This window comes from Streptomyces sp. MH60 (assembly GCF_002939385.1).
GTDB lineage: Bacteria > Actinomycetota > Actinomycetes > Streptomycetales > Streptomycetaceae > Streptomyces.
Genome location: NZ_MULI01000105.1, coordinates 1 through 20,458, shown reverse-complemented (window position 1 = coordinate 20,458; position 20,458 = coordinate 1). Strand labels below are relative to the sequence as shown.

Sequence of the window (20,458 nt, the reverse complement as noted above, 5' to 3'; positions counted from 1 at the left end):
AGGCGCCGTGGGAGGCGGCGTACGCGGCGGCGGCGTTCAGGGCCTGGGCGGTGGCCCGGCGCTCCGGGCCGTGCGGCCGGACCGGGGCGGGTGCCATGCCGACGAGCCAGGCCCAGACGCCGGCCGCGGCGGCCAGCGCCAGGTGGCCGGGGACCTGGCCGAGGGTCTGCGGGACGAACAGGGCGGCGGAGCTGATGAAGGTCAGGACCACGTTGCCCGGCGGGCCGACGCGGGTGGCGTCGCACAGGGTCTTCTGCACGGCGGCCAGCAGCGCGCCGACGGTCACGAGGACGACGGCGTTCCGGGTGAGCGAGGCGGTGAGCAGGGCGACGGCGAGGCCGCCGATCATGCCGAGCACCACCCACGCCAGGGTGCGGGCGCGGGCCGCGTAGGGGCGGTTGTGGGCGTAGAGCGCGCACAGGGACCCGGCCATCGTGTACATCGCCAGGTCGAGCCGGCCGACCGCCAGCAGGAGCAGGTTGGGAGGGGCGACGGCGGCGACCGAACTGAGGGCGGGCTTGAACCAGATCTCGGAGGGCCGGCGCAGGCGCAGCACGCCTGCCAGGGACAGACGTCGGGCCGGTGAGGTGCCGGGGGTGGGGGTCGCACTACTCATGAGAGAGAGATTAACAAGTGTTTTACCTGTAAATCAAATGAGGACGTGAAGGTGGACGTGAAGGTGGACGTGAAGGTGGATGTGAGCGCGGATGTGAAGCCGCCCCCGTCACCGACCAGCACCGTTCCGCCGTGGCGAGGGCGCGCGCTCCCCCGGGTGCCCCCGCGTACCCCCTTGCGCTCGCGTGCGCGCCGCGTGGCCCGGGCAGTTTTTGACAGACCGTGGACCGCCTAACGGGGAGGTGCGTGTGCACGGACCGGCGTCGCCCGGATGGCTGCTGGTCGCGCTGTGCGCGGCGACCGGCGTCTACTGCCTGCTGCGGATGCGCAGCAGCGTCGAGGAGCAGCGGCGCGCCGCGGGCGGCGAGGCCCTCATGGGATTCGGCATGGCCGCCATGGCCGTGCCCGCCGCGGTGTTCACCCCGCCGGCCTGGGTCTGGCCCGCCTACGCGGTGGTGTTCGGCGCCGCCGGGCTGCGGGCGTTGTGGGCGGCGCGGTCGGGGCGCCACCACCTGCACCATCTCGTGGGAGCCGCGGCCATGGTCTACATGGCGGTGGTGATGGCCGCCTCCCCCGCCCACGCGCACGGGCACGGCACGTCCGGCACACCGGTGCTGACGGGGGTGCTGCTGCTCTATTTCACGGGATACGTGCTGCTGACCGGCGTACGCCTGATACCCGTCGTGGCGGTGGCCGACGGCCGGGCGGCGGCCGGGTGGGGCGACTGGCCGGAGCTGGCGCTGGCCTGCCGGCTGTCCATGGCGATCGGGATGGTGGCCATGCTGCTGCCCCTGTGACACCGGCGGCCGGGAACCCGGCCCGCCCGGGGTGCGCCCTGCGCCGTCGTTGGCTGCGTCACTTTGCGCGCCGGACCGTACTGCCGGCGGCGTGGCGCTCATAGGCTGCCCCCATGATTCTCCCCGCGGCACTGCTGCTGCTCGGCGCGCTGGCCGCCGTGCTCGCCCCCAGGCTGCTCGCCCGGGCCGACTGGCCGGATCGCGAACCGGTGGTCGCCCTGTGGGTCTGGCAGTGCGTGGTGGCGGCGGTGATCGTGTGCTGCGCGCTGTCGATGACGTTGAGCGCGGCGGCGGCCTGGCACGCGGTGGGCGGCCCCGTCTTCGCGACCGCTCCCGGCCCGGTGGTCGAGGCCTACGCCCTGGGCACCTCCGGCCTCTGGGCGGCCACCACCGCCGTCACGCTGGCCTGCGGCGGACTGTGGAGCGCCGTGATGCTGGCCCGGGAGGTCGCACGGGCCCGCTCCCGGCGCAGGCTGCGCCGGGCCGAGCTGCGGCAGCGCGCTCCGCTGCTGCCCGGCGAGGAGCCCGGCCCGGGGCGGCTCGTCGTACTGGAGGGCGAGCGGCCGGACGCCTGGTGGCTGCCCGGCGCTCCCCCTCAACTGGTGGTCACCACCGCCGCGCTGCGCCGCCTGGAGGGCCGGCAGCTGGACGCGGTGCTCGCCCACGAGAAGGGGCACGCGCAGGCGCGGCACGACTGGCTGCTGCACTGCTCCGCCGCGCTGGCGGACGGATTTCCGCAGGTTCCGGTCTTCGCCGCGTTCCGCGACGAGATGCACCGCCTGGTCGAACTCGCCGCCGACGACGTGGCCTCCCGCCGCTTCGGCCGGCTGACGACCGCCCTGGCCCTGGTCGAACTCAACGAGGGCCGCGGTGTCTTCGGCCCGTGCCCGACCGCCCGGGCCGACGTCCCGAAGCGGGTCCACCGCCTGCTCACCCCGCCGAACAGACTGACCGCGGCTCGCAGGCTGCGGCTGACGGCCGCGGGCGCGCTGGTACCGGCCGTCCCGGTCCTGCTGGCGTTCGCACCGGGGCTGCGGGCCTTGGGCTAGGGGGTGTCCCCGCCACGGCAGTGGCCCCGGAGGCGCCGGTTCGGCGAGGATCGCAGCATGCAGACGCCGCCGGTCGACTCCCCGCCCGCCCCGCCGCAGCCACGCACCGCCCTCCGCGTCACCTGGGTACTGGCCGTGTGCTCCGTCCTTCTGCTCACCCTGGTGGCCGTCGAATGGCGGCCGTTGGTGCGGTTCGACGAGGACATCGCCGACACGACCCACCGCTGGGCCGTCGAGGAGGGCGGCGTCACCCACGCCATGCGGATCCTCACCGACTGGGTGTGGGACACCTGGACGATGCGCCTGCTGTGCGCGGTGGTGGTGCTGTGGCTGTGGTGGCGCCGGGCGGACCGGTGGACGGCCGTGTGGCTGGGAGCGACGTGTCTGCTGGGCAGCCTGCTGCAGCAGGTCCTCAAGGCGGCGGTGGACCGCCCCCGCCCCGTCTGGCCCGACCCCGTGGACTCCGCGCACTACGCGGCCTTCCCCTCGGGGCACGCGATGACCGCGACGTTCGTGTGCGGCCTGCTGGTGTGGCTGCTCCACCACTACGGCGTCGGCCGCGACCTGCGCCGTACCGGCCTCGCCGTCGCCGTGGTCTCCGTGGCGGGGGTCGGCGTGACCCGGGTGTGGCTCGGCGTGCACTGGGCCACGGACGTCCTCGGCGGCTGGCTGCTGGGCGCCCTGGTCGTGGCGCTCGCGGTGCTGGTGCACCGGCGTTGGCATCCGTGAGCGGCGCGGCGTACCGCAGGGCCGGGCCGCCCCGTACGCACCGGGCGCCGCTCCCCTCGCCTCCGTCCCCCTAGGATCCGCACCATGACCGCCGTTCTGTTCGACTTCTCCGGCACCCTGTTCCGCGTCGAATCCACCGAAGACTGGCTGCGTGCGACGCTCGACGGTGCCGGACTGGCGCTCTCCGCCCCGGAGTTGGCCCGGACGGCCGAGGCACTCCGGCGCGCGGGAGCGCTGCCCGGCGGCGCACCGCCGCTGCGGGTGCCGGAGGAACTCGCCGAGGTGTGGGAGGTCCGCGACGACAGCTCCGCGCTGCACCGGGCCGCCTACACCGGACTGTCCCGGCGGGTGCCGCTGCCCCACCCGGGCCTGCACGACGCGCTGTACGAGCGGCACATGTCGCCGAACGCGTGGAGTCCGTACGCCGACGCCGTCGAGGTGCTGGGCGCGTTGCGCGGGCGCGGCATCGCCGTGGGGGTGGTCAGCAACATCGGCTGGGACCTGCGACCGGTGTTCCGCGCGCACGGCCTCGACCGGTACGTGGACACATACGTCCTGTCGTACGAGCACGGCATCCGCAAGCCCGACCCCCGGCTGTTCGGCCTGGCCTGCGCGGCACTGGGCGTGGAGCCGGGGCGGACGCTGATGGTCGGCGACGACCGGAGGGCGGACGGCGGCGCGGCGGCGCTCGGCTGCGGGGTGCACTTCGTCGACCACCTGCCGGTGGCGGAACGCCCGGCGGGGCTGCGACCTGTACTGGACCTGATCACGTAGCCCGAGGCAACCACCGGGTGGTCCCGTCCGTCTCGGACGATCCCCCGTGTCGCCCGAGACAGACGGTAGCCGGAGCGGTCCTGGAGAACCGTCCGCCTGCGCCGAGTATAGTTGGCTGCCAGCCAGTCAACGCAGGAGTACAGCATGTCCCCGCGCAGCGCCTCGGTCAATGAAGAATTGCGGCGGCGCTCGAAGGAGCGTCTCCTGCAGGCCGCCGTGGAGCTGGTGGGCGAGCGCGGGTACGAGGCGACCACGCTGGGCGCTATCGCGGACCGCGCGGGCTCGGCACGGGGGCTGGTCTCGTACTACTTCCCCGGCAAGCGCCAGTTGGTGCAGTCCGCCGTGCACCGGTTGATGCACCGCACCCTGGAGGAGGCCCTGGAGCGCGAGCCGAGCACCGGCGAGGGGCGCGAGCGGCTGGCGCGGGCCATCGACGCGGTCCTGGGGCTCGCCCGGGACCGGCCGGTGCTCATGCGCCAGCACATGGCCGGCCTGCTCCAGGCGGAGGTCGGCTTCGTGCCGTGCCCGGAGCAGCGGAGGTTGGCGGAGCTGCTGAGGGACACGGTGGCCCGGCACGGCTCGCAGGACGTCGACCGCGACTACCCGATGCTGCGCGCACAGCTGATGGGCGCCGTCTTCGCGGCTCTCGTGCCCGGGGTGCCGATGCCGGTGCCGGAGCTGCGCGCCGGCTTGTTCGAGCGCTACCGGCTGGACTGGAAGCTGGGTGTCCCGCCGGACGCCGAGGCGCCCGGCGGGACGACGTGCGATCCGGACCTGTCACGGTTCTTCGCGACCGGCGTACTCGATCGGCCGGACCGGAGGGAGCGGCGGGACCGGACGGACCGGCCCGCTCAGTCGAAGTAGTCCGGCTGCGTCTGCGTGTTGAGCTCCGGCAGGTGGACCCGCTTGGCCGGGTCGGTGCGCCGGTCGCTGAGCTTGAGCACGTCGAAGCCCTTGGCGATGTCGTTCGAGTAGATGTAGCCGTTGTAGTAGTACGCCGACCAGGAACCGCCGGTGGTCATCGTGTCGGTGGTCAGCGGACCCCGCTCGAAGTAGGCGATCTCCTTGGGCCGCGAGGAGTCGGTGAACTCCCAGACGGAGATGCCGCCCTGGTACCAGGCCTGGACCATGATGTCCTTGCCCTTGACCGGGATCAGCGAGCCGTTGTGGGCCACGCAGTTCTCGGTGTCCGCCTGGTGGCGCGGGATCTTGAAGTAGCTGCGGAAGACCAGCTTGCGGTGGTCGCCCCGGCCGACGATGTCGTAGATGCCGTCGGCGCCGCGGTTCGGGCCGATCTCCGCGTTGCAGGTGGCGGCGCCGCCGCCGCCCAGCTCGTCGGTGAACACGACCTTGTTCGCCTTCTGGTTGAAGGTCGCCGAGTGCCAGAACGCGAAGTTCACGTTGTCCTGGACGCGGTCGATGACCTTCGGGCGCTCGGGGTCCTTGATGGAGAACAGGATGCCGTCGCCCATGCAGGCACCCGCAGCGAGGTCCTCGGAGGGCAGGACGGTGATGTCGTGGCAGCCGGTGGTCTTGGAGACGCCCGGGTTGGTCGGCCCGCCCGGGTTGCCGCCGCCGTCGGGCCCCTCACCCGGGAACAGCACGGGGAAGCCGACGAGGGCGGCCCGCTCGGGTGCCTTGCGCGGCACCTTGATCACGGAGATCCCGTCGTGCGGCGGCCGGCAGTCGGGGTAGGCGGCGTTCGGCGAGTAGGAGGAGACATAGATGTAGACGTTCTTCCGCTCGGGCACCAGCGTGTGGGTGTGCGAGCCGCAGGCGGTCTCGACGGCGGCGACGTACTTCGGGTTCCGCTTGTCGCTGATGTCGAAGACCTTCATGCCCTCCCAGGAGGACTTCTCGGTCGCGGGCTGCGTGGTGCTGTTGCAACTGCTGTCGCTGCGCGAGGAGTCGGTCGACAGGAACAGCAGGTCGCCGGAGACGGAGATGTCGTTCTGCGAGCCGGGACACAGCACCTGGGCGACGGTCTTCGGCTTCTTCGGGTCCTTGATGTCGAAGATGCGGAAGCCGTCGTAGTTCCCGGCGAAGGCGTACCGGCCCTGGAAGGCCAGGTCCGAGTTGGTGCCGGGCAGTGCGTCCTTGGGGATGTTGGCCAGGTGCTCGATGTTGTCCGAGTGGACGATCTCGTCCTGGCCGGGTATCTCGCCGCTCTCGATCGCGTCGCGCACCTCGGCGCGCGCGCTCTTGGACACCTCCTTCGACGTCGCCGGACTGTCCCCGGGGTCGGGGGTCGCCACGGCAGGGCCGGCGGTGAGCAGCGCGGACAGGAGTCCGGCGGCGGCAGCCGCGACTCCCAGACGTCTGCGCCGCGTTCGCGGGTCACTCAACAGGGTCACTGTTTCCTCCCAACGTCCGTTCCCGTCGGAACGGTTCACGCACCCCGCAGTATCGTCTTCGCCATGCACATACCAACAGGGGGCAACAAACTCGCAATGAAGTTTTTTGATCAGTGACGCGCGGAAGCGTGCTAGGACGGTCACGCACCCACAAGGTGCTCGGCATCCCTCTTTCAGAGGGGCATCCCAGCAACAGGAGGTCGTTGTGTCCTTTCGCCCCGCGATGTCCAGCGCGTCACTTGTCACGGCCTCACTGACCGCACTGGCCGTGCTCGGACTGGGGGCCTGCGACTCCGGATCGGACGGCGGTTCGGCGGCCGCCGCCGGACCCTCGGTGATCGCGCCGGGCAAGCCGGGCGAGGGCAACCGGACCCTGTCCGCCGAGGACGCCGGGAAACAGCGCGCGGACGACGACTCCCCCAACTCGGCGGACGTCTCCTACGCGCGGATGATGATCCAGCACCACGCCCAGGCGCTGGAGATGACCGAACTGGTGCCGCAACACGCCGAGTCCGGCCAGGTCAAGAAGCTGGCGGAACGGATCTCGGCCGCGCAGGGGCCGGAGATCAAGGCGATGGAGGGCTGGCTCGGGACCCACGGCGAGAAGGTCACGGGCGGCGGGCACGAACACGCCGCGATGCCGGGCATGGCGACGGAGGCACAGCTGAAGAAGCTGCGCACCGCCGAGGGCAAGGCCTTCGACCAGCTCTTCCTCACCCTGATGATCACTCACCACGAGGGCGCGATCAGCATGGCCACGGACGTGAAGTCCGAGGGCAACAACGTGCTGATCGAGGAGATGGCCGACGACGTGGTCGCCCAGCAGACGAGCGAGATCTCCCGCATGCGCGCGATGCTGTGACGCCGCGGCGCACCGGCGGCGGGACGGTCCCCCGGCCGTGCCTCAGCGGCGCGCGCGACGCGGCGTCAGGAATCCCTCGTCGCGGGCCTGGCCGATCAGCCTGAGCGACCTGCGCCTGCTGTGCCCGGTCGCACGCATCACCGCGAGGACCGGGTCGCCACCCTCCTCCCGGGCCGTCCGGTACTCCTGGGCGACGAGCCTGCGCCCCTCCCGGCCGCGCGGCCACTGGGGCCGGGCCCGCCGCGACACGGTCGGCGCGCGCCGGGCGGGGGCCGGGACGCAGGCCTCGAACAGGGGGTTCTCCAGCCACTCCGCGAGCACGGCCAGGTCGTCGAGGGACAGCGGCGGCTGGGCCCGTACGTCCTCGACCCGCACGTCCTCGCCGCACCGCACGGCGAGCGCGTCCACCCGGGCGCCGTCGGCGAAGGTCAGCCGGACGTCGAACCACGAGGTCGTGGTGGAGCCGTCGCTCACCGCCCAGGCGTGCCGCACGGACATCTCACCGTCGTCCGGACAGCGGTCGGAAAGCTGAAGAGAACGATCAACGAAGGATGCTTCGAGCACATACGCAACGTAACCGAATGATCACATTCCATACGAACGGAACACGCTTCGTTCACCGAGGGCGGCACCCTGTCAGCGGAGCGCACCACGCGCGAGGCGTTGACCAGAAAGCGCTTACCCTCTACCGTCCGTTCATAAGCATGACCGTCATGGGCGTGCGGGGGCTGGGAATCCTCTGGAAATCCTCTACAGGCATGCCCTGCCACTCATGGCTCAGTCATGATGAAGTACACCTTTCACGTACATGTTCCGTTCCACCCCCACTCCCTTTGGAAGGGATCAGAACATGACCGTTGCCGAACCCCTTCGCGCACCAGGGCGCGCGATGACCGGCGGGCTCGCCGCCCTCGGACTCTCAGTTGGCATGCTCATGACCTCCGGAGCCTCTTCGGCGCACGCCGCCACCTGGCCGACCCCCAACGGCAGTCAGGGCGTCTCCTCCACCATCTCGGTGTCGGGCACCAAGGACTACGGGATGAAGCGCCTGTACGGCACCGGCGACCTGGGCTCCGGCGGCCAGGACGAGGACCAGGGCCCGATCCTGGAACTCGCCCCCGGCGCCGTCCTCAAGAACGTGGTCATCGGCGCCCCGGCCGCGGACGGCGTCCACTGCAAGGGCAGTTGCACGCTCCAGAACGTCTGGTGGGAGGACGTCGGCGAGGACGCGGCGACCTTCCGGGGCTCCTCGTCGTCGAACGTCTACACCGTCTCGGGCGGCGGCGCCAAGGAGGCCGGCGACAAGGTCTTCCAGTTCAACGGCGCCGGCACCCTGAACGTCTCCGGCTTCGCCGTCAAGAACTTCGGCACCTTCGTCCGCTCGTGCGGCAACTGCTCGACGCAGTACAAGCGGACGATCAACCTCAGCGGCATCGAGGTGAACTGGAAGGGCGGCAGGATCGCCGGCATCAACACCAACTACGGCGACAGCGCGACCCTGCGCAACATCACGATCGTCGGGGACGGCAGCAAGAAGATCGTCCCGTGCCAGAAGTACCTCGGCAACGACGACGGCGACGAGCCGGACTCGAACGGCTCGGGTGCCGACGGCACGTACTGCAGGTACTCCTCGTCCGACATCACCTACAAGTGACGTGTCAGGTCCGGGTGCCGTGCGCCCGGACCTGTCCGGACTGCTCCCGCTGGTAGCGCGCGTAGGCGTCCCGCAGGGCCGTGCCCGGCCAGCCGGGCGGGAGCAGCTCCGCGGGCAGCACCGGGTCGGCGAGCAGGTGCCGCACGACGGCCGCGAAGGCGGTGAGGCGGTCGGCCGGACGCCGGGCCCGGTCGACGTGGGCGAGCAGCGCCCGTGCCGTGTCCGCCCAGTCGCCCAGCGGCCACAGGCGCCCGGCCAGTTCGCGGGCCGGGGCCTCGGGGCGTGAGACGAGCCGCTCGGCCACCCGGTCGAGAGCCGCGGGCAGCGGACGGTCGAGGTTGGCGGGGCGCAGCCAGACGCCCTCCCGGAGTTCGGCCAGGCGCAGGGCGGTCAGCCCGGTCCGCAGCTCGGCACGGGCGGCGGGACCGCGCCCCGTCGCGGTGATCACGAGCGTCTCCCAGTCGCCGTCCCACGCGCGCGTGTGCGGGCGCAGGGCCTCGTCCTGGCGCCGCTGACGCTCCAGCAGCCGCTCACTGAGCCGGTACCCGGTGTCCGTGCGGCGCAGATCCCCGGCGGCGGCCATCCGGCTCAGCGCCGCGCGGGCGGTGGAGGCGCCGACGTCGAACCCCTCCACGAGCCGTACCAGGTCCCGCGCCGGCAGTTCCGGGGGGTGCGTGCCGAGCAGCAGGCTCAGGATCACCGACCGCGCGGACAGCGGACGCAGGGTGAGCCCGCCGGTGGCCCCGGAACCGCTCATCCGCGCGGGCACGCGTCGTTCGTCCACATGGGCACGTACTGTACGTGCGCCCATGATGTTGCACTATTGCTGCGGTCGCAGAGATGGTGCAACACTCGACTCATGACGACACTCGCGCAGGAACCCCCGTACGAGTCCTACGAGCCGTCCGAGGAGCCCTGGGACCGTCCGGAGGGCCACGCGACGCACGAGGTCACCAACCAGCCCCCTCCCCTGGCCCCCTACGACGCGTCCGACGACACGGTCCTGCTGGAGGGTGTGCGGCGGGAGGGCGCCGGGTGGGCCGAGGACGGTCTGCGGCGGCTGGGCCGTCGGGCGGGCAGCGCCGAGGCGCAGGACTGGGGCGACCTCGCGAACCGGCACGAGCCCGTACTGCGCACGCACGACCGGTACGGCAACCGGGTCGACGAGGTCGAGTACCACCCGAGCTGGCACCACCTGATGCGGGTGGCGGTCGGCGAGGGCCTGGCCGGGGCGCCGTGGGCCGACGAGCGGCCGGGCGCGCACGTCGCGCGGACCGCCGGCGGACTGGTCTGGGGCCACACGGAGGCGGGGCACGGGTGCCCGACCTCGATGACGTACGCGGCCGTCCCGGCCCTGCGCGCCCAGCCGGAGCTGGCGGAGGTCTACGAGCCGCTGCTGACCTCCCGGGAGTACGAACCGGGGCTGCGGACGCCCACGGACAAGCGCGGTCTGCTGGCCGGCATGGGAATGACCGAGAAGCAGGGCGGCTCGGACGTCCGTACGAACACCACGACGGCCAGTCCGACCGCCGAGCCCGGGGTCTACACGCTGCGCGGGCACAAGTGGTTCACGTCGGCGCCGATGTCCGACGTGTTCCTGGTGCTGGCGCAGGCGGCCGGGGGCCTGTCCTGTTTCCTGGTGCCGCGCGTGCTGCCCGACGGCACCCGCAACGCCTTCCGCGTCCAGCGCCTGAAGGACAAGCTCGGCAACCGGTCCAACGCCTCCTCGGAGCCCGAGTTCGACGGGACGGTGGCCTGGCTGGTCGGGCCCGAGGGGCAGGGCGTCAAGACGATCATCGAGATGGTCAACTGCACCCGGCTGGACTGCGTGATGGCCTCGGCCACGCTGATGCGCAAGACCTTCGTCGAGGCCGGTCACCACGTGCGGCACCGCAGCGCGTTCGGCGCCCGGCTGGTGGACCAGCCGTTGATGCGCAACGTCCTGGCCGACCTCGCGCTGGAGTCCGAGGCCGCGACGACGCTCACCCTGCGGCTGGCCGGCGCGGCCGACCGTGCCGTGCGCGGGGACCAGGGGGAGGCGGCGTTCCGGCGGATCGCCACCGCCGTCGGCAAGTACTGGGTGACCAAGCGGGGACCGGCGTTCACCGCGGAGGCCCTGGAGTGCCTGGGCGGCAACGGCTACGTGGAGGAGTCGGGCATGCCGCGCCACTACCGCGAGGCGCCGCTGCTGTCGATCTGGGAGGGGTCGGGCAACGTCAACGCCCTCGACGTGCTGCGGGCCCTCGGCCGCTCCCCCGCGTCCGCACACGCCCTCTTCGAGGAACTGGCCCTGGCGCGCGGGGCGGACACCCGGCTGGACGCGGCCGCGGCCCGGTTCCGGGCGGGACTCGGCGAGGCGTCCGAGACCGGTGCCCGCCGCCTGGTGGAGTTGATGGCCCTCGCCCTCCAGGCCTCCCTCCTGGTCCGGCACGCCCCGCCGGCCGTCGCCGACGCCTTCTGCGCGACCCGGCTCGGCGGCGACTGGGGGCACGCCTTCGGCACGCTGCCGGACACGGCCGACCTCGACGGGATCCTGGACCGGGCCCTGCCGGGCGAGGGCTGACCGGTCGGCGCCGAGACCCCCGAGCGGGCCCGACACCACCGCCTGACCTGGGGCGACACCCTTTCCACGGGTGACTGTCAGTGGCTGGGTGCAGACTGGCCCGTGTCCGAGACGAAGGCGTCGACGAGGACGCCGCGGAGGTGATCGGCATGACCGACGTACTGCTCGCCGTGGGCACCCGCAAGGGCCTGTTCATCGGGCGCCGGCGGGGTGGCACCTGGGAGTTCGACGAAAGTCCCTACTTCAACGCACAGGCGGTGTACTCGGTCGCCCTCGACACCCGCGGCGACACCTCGCGGCTGCTGGCCGGCGGGGACAGCGCGCACTGGGGGCCGTCGGTGTTCCACTCCGACGACCTGGGCCGGACCTGGACCGAACCGGCCGCGCCCGCCGTCAAGTTCCCCAAGGACACCGGCGCCTCCCTGGAGCGGGTGTGGCAGCTGCACCCGGCGGCCGCCGAGCCGGACGTGGTGTACGCGGGGACGGAACCGGCGGCGCTGTACCGCTCGGAGGACCGCGGCGAGAGCTTCGAGCTGGTCCGCCCGCTGTGGGAGCACCCCACGCGGTCGAAGTGGGTGCCGGGCGGCGGCGGTGAGGGGCTGCACACCGTCCTCACCGACCGGCGCGACCCCGGGTCGGTGACGGTCGCCGTGTCGACCGCGGGCGTGTTCCGCACCGCCGACGGCGGCGCGAGCTGGGCGCCGTCGAACTCGGGCGTCTCCGCCGTCTTCCTGCCGGACCCCGACCCGGAGTTCGGCCAGTGCGTGCACAAGGTCGCGCGGGACGCGGCCACCCCGGACCGCCTGTACCTCCAGAACCACTGGGGGGTGTACCGCAGCGACGATGCGGGCGCCCACTGGACGGACATCGGCGAGGGCCTGCCCTCCACGTTCGGTTTCGCGGTGGCCGCCCATCCGCACCGCGGCGACACGGCGTACGTCTTCCCGATCAACGCCGACGCCGACCGGGTGCCCGCCGACCACCGGTGCCGGGTCTTCCGCACCTCGGACGCGGGCAAGAGCTGGGAGCCGCTCTCGGCGGGCCTGCCCCAGGAGGACCACTACGGCACGGTGCTGCGCGACGCGCTGTCCACCGACGACGCGGACCGGGCGGGCGTGTACTTCGGCAACCGCAACGGCGAGGTGTTCGCGTCGGCCGACGACGGCGACAGCTGGCGGCAGTTGGCCTCCCATCTGCCGGACGTGCTGTGCGTGCGGGCCGCGGTCGTCGGATGAACCGGACCGGGGGGACCGGCCTCGGCCACCGGTTGATCGGCGTCACCCGTACGGCAGTAGGGTGACGCCCGTGGCACCACGACCCTTGAACGAAATCGTCGAAGCGGGCTGGGCGAAGGCCCTGGAACCCGTCGCCGGGCGGATCACCTCGATGGGTGAGTTCCTGCGCGCGGAGATCGCCGCCGGACGCACCTACCTCCCGGCGGGGGCGAACGTCCTGCGGGCCTTCCAACAGCCCTTCGACGACGTACGGGTCCTGATCGTCGGACAGGACCCCTATCCCACTCCGGGACACGCCGTCGGACTGTCGTTCTCCGTCGCGCCCGAGGTACGCCCGCTGCCCGGCAGCCTCGTCAACATCTTCCGGGAGCTGAACACCGACCTGAATCACCCCCAGCCCTCCAACGGGGATCTGACGCCCTGGACACAGCAGGGCGTGCTGCTGCTCAACAGGGCGCTCACCACGGCCCCGCGCAAGCCCGCGGCCCACCGCGGAAAGGGCTGGGAAGAGGTCACCGAGCAGGCGATACGGGCGCTCGCGGCGCGCGGCAAGCCGATGGTGTCCATCCTCTGGGGCCGCGACGCCCGCAATCTGCGGCCGCTGCTCGGCGACCTGCCGGCCATTGAGTCGGCCCACCCGTCCCCGATGTCGGCCGACCGGGGCTTCTTCGGCTCCCGTCCGTTCAGCCGGGCCAACGACCTGCTGATGCGCCTGGGAGGTCAGCCGGTCGACTGGCGCCTGCCGTGAGGACCGGCTTCCTGGCCGTGGACTCCGGCGGCTCGGGGCTGCGCGTCGCCGCCGGCGCCCTCGGCGAGGACGGCGGCGGACACGGCCCGCTCGGGCGGCGTGTCTCGCGGGAGCCCGTCCGCACCGGTGCGCGCGGGATCGACCCGGGGTACCTCATGGGGCAACTGCTCCCCATGGCCAGGGCGTTGTCCGCCGAGACCGGCGTCGCCCGGCTGGGCACCGTCGTCCTCGGGGCCGCCGGGCCGGCCACGCCGGGTGACGCGCTGCGCGCCGAACTGCCGGGCGCGCTGGCCCGGGAGCTGGGCGTGCGGACGATCGCCCTGGCGCCGGGCGGACGGCTGGGGGCATCTGCTGGGCGACTGCGGCGGCGGCGCCTGGATCGGGCGGGCGGGCCTGGAGGCGGCGCTGCGCGCCCACGACGGGGGGGGAGGGCGGCTCCGCACGGCTGCTGGCCCGCGCCGAGGAGCGTTACGGCCCGGCGGCGGGACTGCCCGGCCGGAGGTGAGCCCTTCGTCGCCGTCACCGGCGGGCTGCGGCGGCTCGGCGATCCGCTCCTGGCACCGCGGGGAGGGGAGCTGACGAGGCGGCTGCCGCAGGCGCGGCGGACAACCGCGGAGGGTGATCCGCTGGACGGCGCGGTCCGGATCACGACCGGCCCGGCGACCGGCTCACTCACCCTTCCGAGTGACGACAGGATGCTGTGGGTGACGACCGTGCCGGACGGCTGAGAAGTGGTCCGCCGACGAGGTGAATCATGCCGATGTCGGCCGATCCGTACATCACTCATCAGACAAAACCGGACGGATACCGCTCACCTGCACCCTCCCCGAACAGGGAAACCCCGGAAACCAGTAACATGCGGCGCCATGAGCTCCCCCACTGGGCCCGCGTCCGGCCTGCCAGTACGAATGCCGCGCCCCCGCCAGCCAGGACGGCACCGCCGTCCCGAACCACTGGTGGCTCCCGAGGGCGCGCCGGCGCTCGTCCTCGCGGTGCCGGGGTCGCCCAGTAGCGCCATCCGAAGCCTCGCCGACGAGGTCATCAGCATCGCCCGTTCCGAGCTGCCCGGGCTCGACGCCCGGATCGGCCACCTCGACGGGGACGACGACGCCGAGTTCCCGTCCCTGACCACCGTCCTCGTCCGGGCCGCCGAGGAGCGCACCACCCGCTTCGAGCAGGCGCGCGCCGCCGGCCTGGACGTGCAGGAGCCCGAGGGCCCCGTCGCGGTCGTCGTGCCGCTGCTCGCCGGGCCGGACAACGCGCTGCTGCGCCGGATCCGGCAGGCCGTGATGGACAGCAAGATCGCGGCCGAGCTGACCGACGTGCTCGGACCGCACCCGCTGCTGGCCGAGGCCCTGCACGTGCGGCTCTCGGAGGCCGGTCTCGCCCGCGCCGACCGTGCCCGCCTGTTCACCGTGGCGACCGCCGCGGACGGCATCATCCTGGCCTCCGTCGGCGGTGACGAGGCCGTCCAGGCGGCCGGGATCACCGGCATGCTGCTCGCCGCGCGCCTGGCCGTGCCGGTGATCGCGGCGGCGCTGGACGAGGAGGGCTCGATCGCGGCCGTGGCCGAGCAGCTGCGTTCCTCGGGCTCCCAGCAGCTGGCGCTGGCGCCGTATCTGATCGGCCCGGAGATCGAGGCTTCCGTGCTGGAGGAGGCGGCCAAGGAGGCGGGCTGCTCCACCGCCGAGCCGCTCGGTCCGTACCCGGCGATCGGCAAGCTGGCGCTGGCCAAGTACACGACGGCGCTGGGCATCTCGCCGCAGCAGGCGCAGGGAGCGCCGGTTCGGTGAGGCGCGCGTGCGCGTGCGCATATTGGCGTGTGTGAAGGGGCCCGCTCCGGGTGAGGAGCGGGCCCCTTCGGCGTAGCCGAGTGCGGAGCCGTCGGCCGGGACGGCGCCCTGCGCGGAGTGGGACGCGCTGCCCGGCGTTGCGCGGTGCCGCTGCGCCCGCCCCTGCCGCCTGGGGGTGCCTCCCAGGCCGTTCAGGCACTGCGGGAGGCACGACTGCCCGCAGCTAGGCCGGGGCGAAGGTCACGCAGGAGGCTGCCGGGACCGCGAGGGAGCCGGTGCGGCGGGGAATGCCGGTGGTCGGGTCCAGGGCGAACCAGGTCACGTCTCCGGAGCGCTCGTTGGCCGCGTACAGGAAGCCGTCCGACACGGTGATGTCGCGGGGCCAGTGTCCGCCGCAGGGCACGGTGGCGGACAGCCGCAGTCCGTCCGGCTCCACGACGAGCACGGACAGGACGTCCTCCCCGCGGGTGGCGGTCCACACGAAGCGGCCGTCGGGCGAGACGGCGATGCCGGACGGGAAGGCGTCGCCCGCCGGGGCCCCCGGCAGCACCGGCACCTCGGTGAGGGGCTTGAGCGCGCCGTCGGCGGCGTCCCAGTGGCAGACGGTGACGGTGGGGGCCAGTTCGTTGACGACGTAGGCGTGCGAGCCGTCCGGGTGGAAGGCCAGGTGCCGTGGCCCCGACCCGGGGCGCAGCGCGATCTCCCGGTGCACGGCGGGGACACCGTCCGCGAGGGTGCAGACCCGCACGGAGTCGGTGCCGAGGTCCACGCTGACGGCCCACCGCCCGCTGGGATCCGGCAGCACCTGGTGGGCGTGCGGCCCCTGCTGCCGCTGGGCGTGCGGGCCGGAGCCGGTGTGCCGCAGGACGCCGGACGCGGAGCGGGCGAGGGTGCCGTCGGGGCGGACCGGCACGGCGGTGACGGTGCCGGAGCCGTAGTTGGCGGTCAGCACGTGCCCGGCGTACAGGCTGAGGTGGGTCGGTCCGTCGCCCTCGACGGGCACCGGCCGCCCGGTGGGCTCGGGCCTGTCCCCGCTCACCCGGTAGGCGGCCACCGCGCCCTCGGCCGTCTCGCTGACGGCGTAGAGCGTGTCCCCGTCGGGCGCCAGGGCCAGGTAGGAGGGGTCGGCCAGGCCGTCCGTGCCGCTCACGACCGTGAGGGCGCCGCTGTCGGGCGCGACGGTCGCCGTCAGGATCCCGGGGCCGCCGGCCGCCGTGAACGACCCGATGTATGCCCGCCGCTGCCGCCTGCCGCCGTCCGTCACCGCTGCCCCTCTCGTCCCGCTTCGTGCTGCGTCGCCTGGAGCGCCGACCCTGATCGTCCGCCCCGGAGCGACGGTAGCAGTCGATCACTTGCGGTCTAGACCAAACGGGTGCAGCGGGGGCGGCCGGGTGAGGCGGGTCAGGCACCGGCCAGACGTGAACCGGAGGGACCGCGCAGCGGGGCGGCGAGTTCGGCGAGAGCGTGTTCCAGGTCGTGCAGGTGGGCCAACGCGGGTTCGGCGGCCCGTGGGCCGCCCGCGCGGGCCGGGACGGCACCCCCGCCGGTGAGTGCCTCGACCGCGGCCTCGACACGCCAGCAGGCGGCGGCCAGCCGGGCGTCGTGCGAGGCTTCGGGGTCGGCGGCGACGGCGACCAGGCCGCGGATCTCCCGGGCGCAGTCGTCGAGCAGGCCGAGGACCCGGCGGGCCCGCCGCCTGCGGCCGTGCATCGGGCTCAGCGGGTGCACCAGCGGGGCGACCGACAGCCGTACCCGGCCCAGCAGCTGCTCCAGTTCCGCCACGCGGGGCGCCGGGTCGGCGCCCTCGGTCCCGGCGAGGCGGGCGGCGGCCTCCGCGGTACAGGCGTGCACGCAACGCAGCGCGCGCTGGATCCAGACGTCGGTGACGGCGTGCGTGGTGACGGGCAGGACGAAGAGCACGGCGAGCGCGGCGCCGAGCGCGCCCACGCCGGTCTCGGCGATCCGCAGGGCGAGCAGGCCGGGGCCGAGGACGCCCAGGAGGCCGTAGAGCAGCTCGGCGAGCAGGGTCACGCAGAGCATCATCCAGGTGTAGGAGACCGCGGCGGTGTAGAAGATGCCGAAGACGCAGGCGGCGGCCAGCACGGCGGTGGGCACCGGGGACCCGGCCACCGGCACGGCGATCAGGAAGCCCAGGCCGATGCCGACGACCGTGCCGAGGACCCGGCGGAAGCCGCGGACCAGCGTCTCGCCGCGCGAGGTGGTGTTGACGAACACCCACCAGGTCGCGCCGACGGCCCAGTACCAGCGGTCGCCGGACACCAGCTGGCCCACGACCAGGGCGAAACCGGCGCCCGCGGTGGCCTGCACGGCCTGCCGGGTGGTGATGCGGGCCAGCCCGGTGCCGGCGGGCGGCGCGGGGACGGCGGGCGCGGGCCGTCGGCGCTCGTAGCACCACAGGCCGAACCGCACCGCCGCGGCGGCGGCCACGGACAGCAGGACGGCGGCGAACATCTCGGGCAGCCGGTCCGTGGTCGCGTGCAGGAACTGGGCGATGAAGAAGGTCATGAAGGCGAAGACACCGAGGCTGTGCCCGCGCGGGCCCCAGCGGCGCGCGTACACACCGGCTCCGACGACGGCGAGGAAGGTGAGGTCCCGGGCCACGGGGAGGTCGTGCAGCGCGGCGGCGGCGGTGAGCACGGGCAGCCCGGCGACCGGCAGCAGCGCGGTGGTGACGGCCTGGCCGCGCACGGTGGCGTCGGTGACGGTGAACAGCGCGAGCAGGGCGGCGAGGCCGCCGATGATCGCGCCGACCAGGGAGGTACCGGCCAGCCCGCACACCACGACGGCCAGCCCGATGCCGAGGACGGCCCGGGCGGCGAACCGCAGCCGGGACCGTCCCGGGTCCGGGCTCACGAACACCTTCTTCAGCACTGATTACCGCCCCCTCGCTCACTCACGCCCACGGGCCCGGAAGCCACCGCATGCAAAAGGCGCCGCGGGGGTCCGCAGCGCCATCGACCTCTCTATAGGAGCATCTCTGCCACCACTGGCTCAACAGGCCGCTGACAGAGTGGGCCATTGGTACAGTGACCAGGGCAGGCCTGCGGCCACCGGAGAGCCAATGGCCGACGAGAGGGGGCCGTACCCGCGATGGCCGTCGACGAACTCGACACCCGCATCCTGCGGCTGCTGCTCCGGCAGCCGCGCACCAGCGTGCGGGAGTACGCCCGCCTCCTCGGGATCGCCCGCGGCACCCTCCAGGCCCGGCTGGACCGTCTGGAGCGCGACGGCGTGATCACCGGTACCGCTCCGTCCCTCTCCCCCGCCGCGCTGGGTCACCCGGTGCTCGCGTTCGTGCACATCGAGGTCACCCAGGGTCATCTGGACGAGGTGGGCGAGGCGCTTGCGGCGGTGCCGGAGATCGTCGAGGCCTTCTCCATCACGGGTGGCGGGGACCTGCTGACCCGGGTCGTGGCCCGTGACAACGCGCATCTGGAGGACGTGGTGCAGAAGCTGATCAGCCTGCCCGGCGTGGTCCGCACCCGCAGCGAGGTGGCCCTGCGCGAGCGGGTGCCGCACCGGCTGCTGCCGCTGGTGGAGTCGATCGGGCGCTCGGCCCGGAGGTGATCCTTGGCATCCTGGACGCCATGAGCACCATGGGCCCGCTCGGCGGCATCTCGGTCATCTTCGATCTCGACGGAACACTCGTGGACAGCGAGCCGAACTACTACGAAGCGGGCCGGCGCACCCTCGCCGAGTACGGCGTCCCCGACTTCACCTGGGCGGACCACGAGGCGTACGTGGGCATCAGCACCCGGGAGACGGTGGCCGACTGGAAGCGGCGGTACGGGCTGCGGACCACCGTCGAGGAACTGCTCGCCGTCAAGAACCGCCACTACCTGGGGCTCGCCGGCAGCTCGGCCCGCGCCTACCCCGAGATGCGGAAGTTCGTCGAACTGCTGGCGGGCGAGGGCGTACCGATGGCGGTGGCGTCGGGTTCGTCGCCCGAGGCCATCGCGGCGATCCTGGGGCGCACCGGTCTGGACGCGCACCTGCGCACGGTCGTCTCGGCCGACGAGGTGGCGCGGGGCAAGCCCGCCCCCGACGTCTTCCTGGAGGCGGCCCGCCGGCTGGGCGCGGAACCGGCCCGCTGCGTGGTCCTGGAGGACGCCGCTCCCGGTGCCGCCGCCGCGGACGCGGCCGGGATGCGCTGCATCGCGATCCCGTACGTCGCGGCGCAGGCCGACGCCCCGGAGTTCGCCACCGCGGGGCTGCTGGTGCGCGGGGGCCAGGAGGAGTTCACCGCGCGGGCGGCGCACGACTGGCTCCTGCGGACGGCGCGCGCCTCCTGAGGTGAGAGGGAGCACGCCTCGGGTCGCGAGGTTTTGCCCGGGGCGGTGATCAGATCGCGGTCCGTATCCGTACCCCCTGGTGTCCGAGCCTGTCTTCGCCCCAGGAGGCACGATGCGCATCACGCGCACCACGGCAGGGACCGCCTTCGTGGCCGGTGCCCTGGTCCTCACCCTCACCGCACTCGCCTACCCGACCATGCTCGGGGTGCAGAACGCGGGCAGTGACCAGGCCCGGGTCGTCACCAACACGCGGTACGGGCCGCTCACCGAGCAGGACCGGGACTTCGTGGTGAAGGTGCGTGCCGCGGGGCTGTGGGAACACCCGCTGGGGCTGATGGCCATGGAGCGGGGGACGACACCGGAGATGCGGGAGGCCGGTGAGCACCTGGTCGTCGGCCACTCCCGGCTGGACGCCACCTGCCGCAGGATCGCGCCGGAGCTGGGCATCACCCTGCCCAACCTGGCCTCGCCGCAGCAGCAGCAGTTCGTGTCGACCGTGGACGGGACCACGGGCAAGCAGTTCGACACGACCGCGGTCAACATCATGCGGATCACCCACGGCCAGATCTTCCCGGCCATCGCCAACATCCGCGCCAACACCAAGAACTCCCTGGTGCGGCAGCTCGCCGACCAGGCCAACGACACCGTCCTGGACCACATCACCGTGCTGGAGAAGACCGGCCTGGTCAACTTCGACCAGGTCAACTTCCAGCAGACCGCCCCGCCGAACCTGCCCAAGGTGCAGCTCACGCCGCCGGCTCCGCAGCCCGGCGAGCCGGTGCTCTCGCTCACCGCGCCGCCGGGCCTTGAGGTGAACACCTCCGCGCCGACGCCGAGTCCGACGGTCCGCTGACGCGTCGGGGTCCGGTGGGTCCGAGTGCGGTCGGGTCAGCGCTGACGCGGCCGGCCGCCGCGTCCGCCGCCCTTGCCCTGGCCGCCGCCGGCGCCCCGGTGGCCGCCACCGGTGCCGCG

At 73.2% G+C, this 20,458-nt stretch carries 19 protein-coding genes and 2 pseudogenes; 15 read left to right on the top strand and 6 right to left on the bottom strand.

Features of this window, described 5'->3' with window-relative positions; genetic code table 11:
* Positions 1–616 (bottom strand): annotated as a pseudogene (locus BZZ08_RS35305) (FUSC family protein); the annotation flags it as partial.
* Positions 617–863: 247 nt separating this feature from the next.
* On the opposite strand from BZZ08_RS35305, the gene BZZ08_RS35300 reads away from it, so the two are divergent.
* The 5 genes from BZZ08_RS35300 (at position 864) to BZZ08_RS35280 (ending at position 4,828) form a co-directional block, all read left to right on the top strand.
* A complete protein-coding gene (locus BZZ08_RS35300) occupies positions 864–1,412 on the top strand; it encodes a DUF5134 domain-containing protein (protein WP_104636266.1) in 549 nt (182 codons plus the stop codon).
* 113 nt (positions 1,413–1,525) lie between these two features.
* Complete coding sequence (locus BZZ08_RS35295; RefSeq protein ID WP_104636265.1) at positions 1,526–2,461, top strand: M56 family metallopeptidase; 936 nt, start codon at positions 1,526–1,528, stop codon at positions 2,459–2,461.
* Between the two features lie 57 nt (positions 2,462–2,518).
* The gene (locus tag BZZ08_RS35290) at positions 2,519–3,190 is read left to right on the top strand and encodes a phosphatase PAP2 family protein (protein ID WP_104636264.1); all 672 of its coding nucleotides are present in this window, start codon (positions 2,519–2,521) and stop codon (positions 3,188–3,190) included.
* Positions 3,191–3,274: 84 nt separating this feature from the next.
* Positions 3,275–3,964 carry an HAD family hydrolase gene (locus BZZ08_RS35285; RefSeq protein WP_104636263.1) on the top strand — a complete coding sequence of 230 codons (690 nt, stop codon included), beginning with the start codon at positions 3,275–3,277 and terminating at the stop codon, positions 3,962–3,964.
* Between the two features lie 144 nt (positions 3,965–4,108).
* A complete protein-coding gene (locus tag BZZ08_RS35280; protein ID WP_104636262.1) occupies positions 4,109–4,828 on the top strand; it encodes a TetR/AcrR family transcriptional regulator in 720 nt (239 codons plus the stop codon).
* On the opposite strand, the gene BZZ08_RS35275 is transcribed toward BZZ08_RS35280, so the two are convergent.
* Positions 4,816–6,318 carry an LVIVD repeat-containing protein gene (locus tag BZZ08_RS35275; protein WP_104636261.1) on the bottom strand — a complete coding sequence of 501 codons (1,503 nt, stop codon included), beginning with the start codon at positions 6,316–6,318 and terminating at the stop codon, positions 4,816–4,818. The genes BZZ08_RS35280 and BZZ08_RS35275 overlap by 13 nt on opposite strands.
* A 205-nt stretch (positions 6,319–6,523) precedes the next feature.
* Between BZZ08_RS35275 and BZZ08_RS35270 the strand changes: the two genes are divergently transcribed.
* Positions 6,524–7,180 carry a DUF305 domain-containing protein gene (locus BZZ08_RS35270; RefSeq protein ID WP_104636260.1) on the top strand — a complete coding sequence of 219 codons (657 nt, stop codon included), beginning with the start codon at positions 6,524–6,526 and terminating at the stop codon, positions 7,178–7,180.
* A 42-nt stretch (positions 7,181–7,222) separates the two neighbouring features.
* Here BZZ08_RS35270 and BZZ08_RS35265 read toward each other — a convergent pair whose 3' ends face one another.
* Positions 7,223–7,678, bottom strand: a complete 456-nt coding sequence (locus BZZ08_RS35265; RefSeq protein ID WP_104636259.1) for a DUF6214 family protein — start codon at positions 7,676–7,678, stop codon at positions 7,223–7,225.
* 430 nt (positions 7,679–8,108) lie between these two features.
* Between BZZ08_RS35265 and BZZ08_RS35260 the strand changes: the two genes are divergently transcribed.
* Positions 8,109–8,834, top strand: coding sequence for a pectate lyase (locus tag BZZ08_RS35260; RefSeq protein ID WP_446750289.1), 726 nt, complete (start codon positions 8,109–8,111; stop codon positions 8,832–8,834).
* A 4-nt stretch (positions 8,835–8,838) separates the two neighbouring features.
* Here BZZ08_RS35260 and BZZ08_RS35255 read toward each other — a convergent pair whose 3' ends face one another.
* Positions 8,839–9,645, bottom strand: coding sequence for a PaaX family transcriptional regulator C-terminal domain-containing protein (locus BZZ08_RS35255; RefSeq protein ID WP_104636257.1), 807 nt, complete (start codon positions 9,643–9,645; stop codon positions 8,839–8,841).
* Positions 9,646–9,693: 48 nt separating this feature from the next.
* Here BZZ08_RS35255 and BZZ08_RS35250 point away from each other — a divergent pair, with 48 nt between their 5' ends.
* The 5 genes and pseudogenes from BZZ08_RS35250 (at position 9,694) to BZZ08_RS35230 (ending at position 15,173) form a co-directional block, all read left to right on the top strand.
* Positions 9,694–11,397: a DNA alkylation response protein gene (locus tag BZZ08_RS35250; protein ID WP_104636256.1), complete on the top strand. Its 1,704-nt coding sequence runs from the start codon at positions 9,694–9,696 to the stop codon at positions 11,395–11,397.
* Between the two features lie 80 nt (positions 11,398–11,477).
* Positions 11,478–12,632, top strand: coding sequence for a WD40/YVTN/BNR-like repeat-containing protein (locus BZZ08_RS35245; protein WP_104636255.1), 1,155 nt, complete (start codon positions 11,478–11,480; stop codon positions 12,630–12,632).
* A 70-nt stretch (positions 12,633–12,702) separates the two neighbouring features.
* Positions 12,703–13,380 carry a uracil-DNA glycosylase gene (locus BZZ08_RS35240; RefSeq protein ID WP_104636254.1) on the top strand — a complete coding sequence of 226 codons (678 nt, stop codon included), beginning with the start codon at positions 12,703–12,705 and terminating at the stop codon, positions 13,378–13,380.
* A pseudogene (locus tag BZZ08_RS35235) lies at positions 13,377–14,108 on the top strand (ATPase). The gene BZZ08_RS35240 and the pseudogene BZZ08_RS35235 overlap by 4 nt, the downstream one beginning before the upstream one ends.
* Positions 14,109–14,246: 138 nt before the next feature.
* Positions 14,247–15,173 (top strand): sirohydrochlorin chelatase, encoded by a 927-nt coding sequence (locus BZZ08_RS35230; RefSeq protein WP_104636253.1) that lies wholly within the window; start codon positions 14,247–14,249, stop codon positions 15,171–15,173.
* A gap of 223 nt (positions 15,174–15,396) precedes the next feature.
* On the opposite strand, the gene BZZ08_RS35225 is transcribed toward BZZ08_RS35230, so the two are convergent.
* A complete protein-coding gene (locus BZZ08_RS35225; RefSeq protein ID WP_104636252.1) occupies positions 15,397–16,437 on the bottom strand; it encodes a lactonase family protein in 1,041 nt (346 codons plus the stop codon).
* A gap of 137 nt (positions 16,438–16,574) precedes the next feature.
* Positions 16,575–18,065 (bottom strand): FUSC family protein, encoded by a 1,491-nt coding sequence (locus BZZ08_RS35220; RefSeq protein ID WP_104636251.1) that lies wholly within the window; start codon positions 18,063–18,065, stop codon positions 16,575–16,577.
* A gap of 219 nt (positions 18,066–18,284) precedes the next feature.
* Here BZZ08_RS35220 and BZZ08_RS35215 point away from each other — a divergent pair, with 219 nt between their 5' ends.
* The 3 genes from BZZ08_RS35215 (at position 18,285) to BZZ08_RS35205 (ending at position 20,339) form a co-directional block, all read left to right on the top strand.
* Positions 18,285–18,761, top strand: coding sequence for an Lrp/AsnC family transcriptional regulator (locus BZZ08_RS35215; RefSeq protein WP_104636250.1), 477 nt, complete (start codon positions 18,285–18,287; stop codon positions 18,759–18,761).
* A gap of 29 nt (positions 18,762–18,790) precedes the next feature.
* Positions 18,791–19,486 (top strand): HAD family hydrolase, encoded by a 696-nt coding sequence (locus BZZ08_RS35210; RefSeq protein ID WP_198601877.1) that lies wholly within the window; start codon positions 18,791–18,793, stop codon positions 19,484–19,486.
* 112 nt (positions 19,487–19,598) lie between these two features.
* On the top strand, positions 19,599–20,339 hold the full coding sequence (locus BZZ08_RS35205) for a DUF4142 domain-containing protein (RefSeq protein ID WP_104636249.1): 741 nt from the start codon (positions 19,599–19,601) through the stop codon (positions 20,337–20,339).
* The last annotated feature ends 119 nt before the right edge of the window (positions 20,340–20,458 follow it).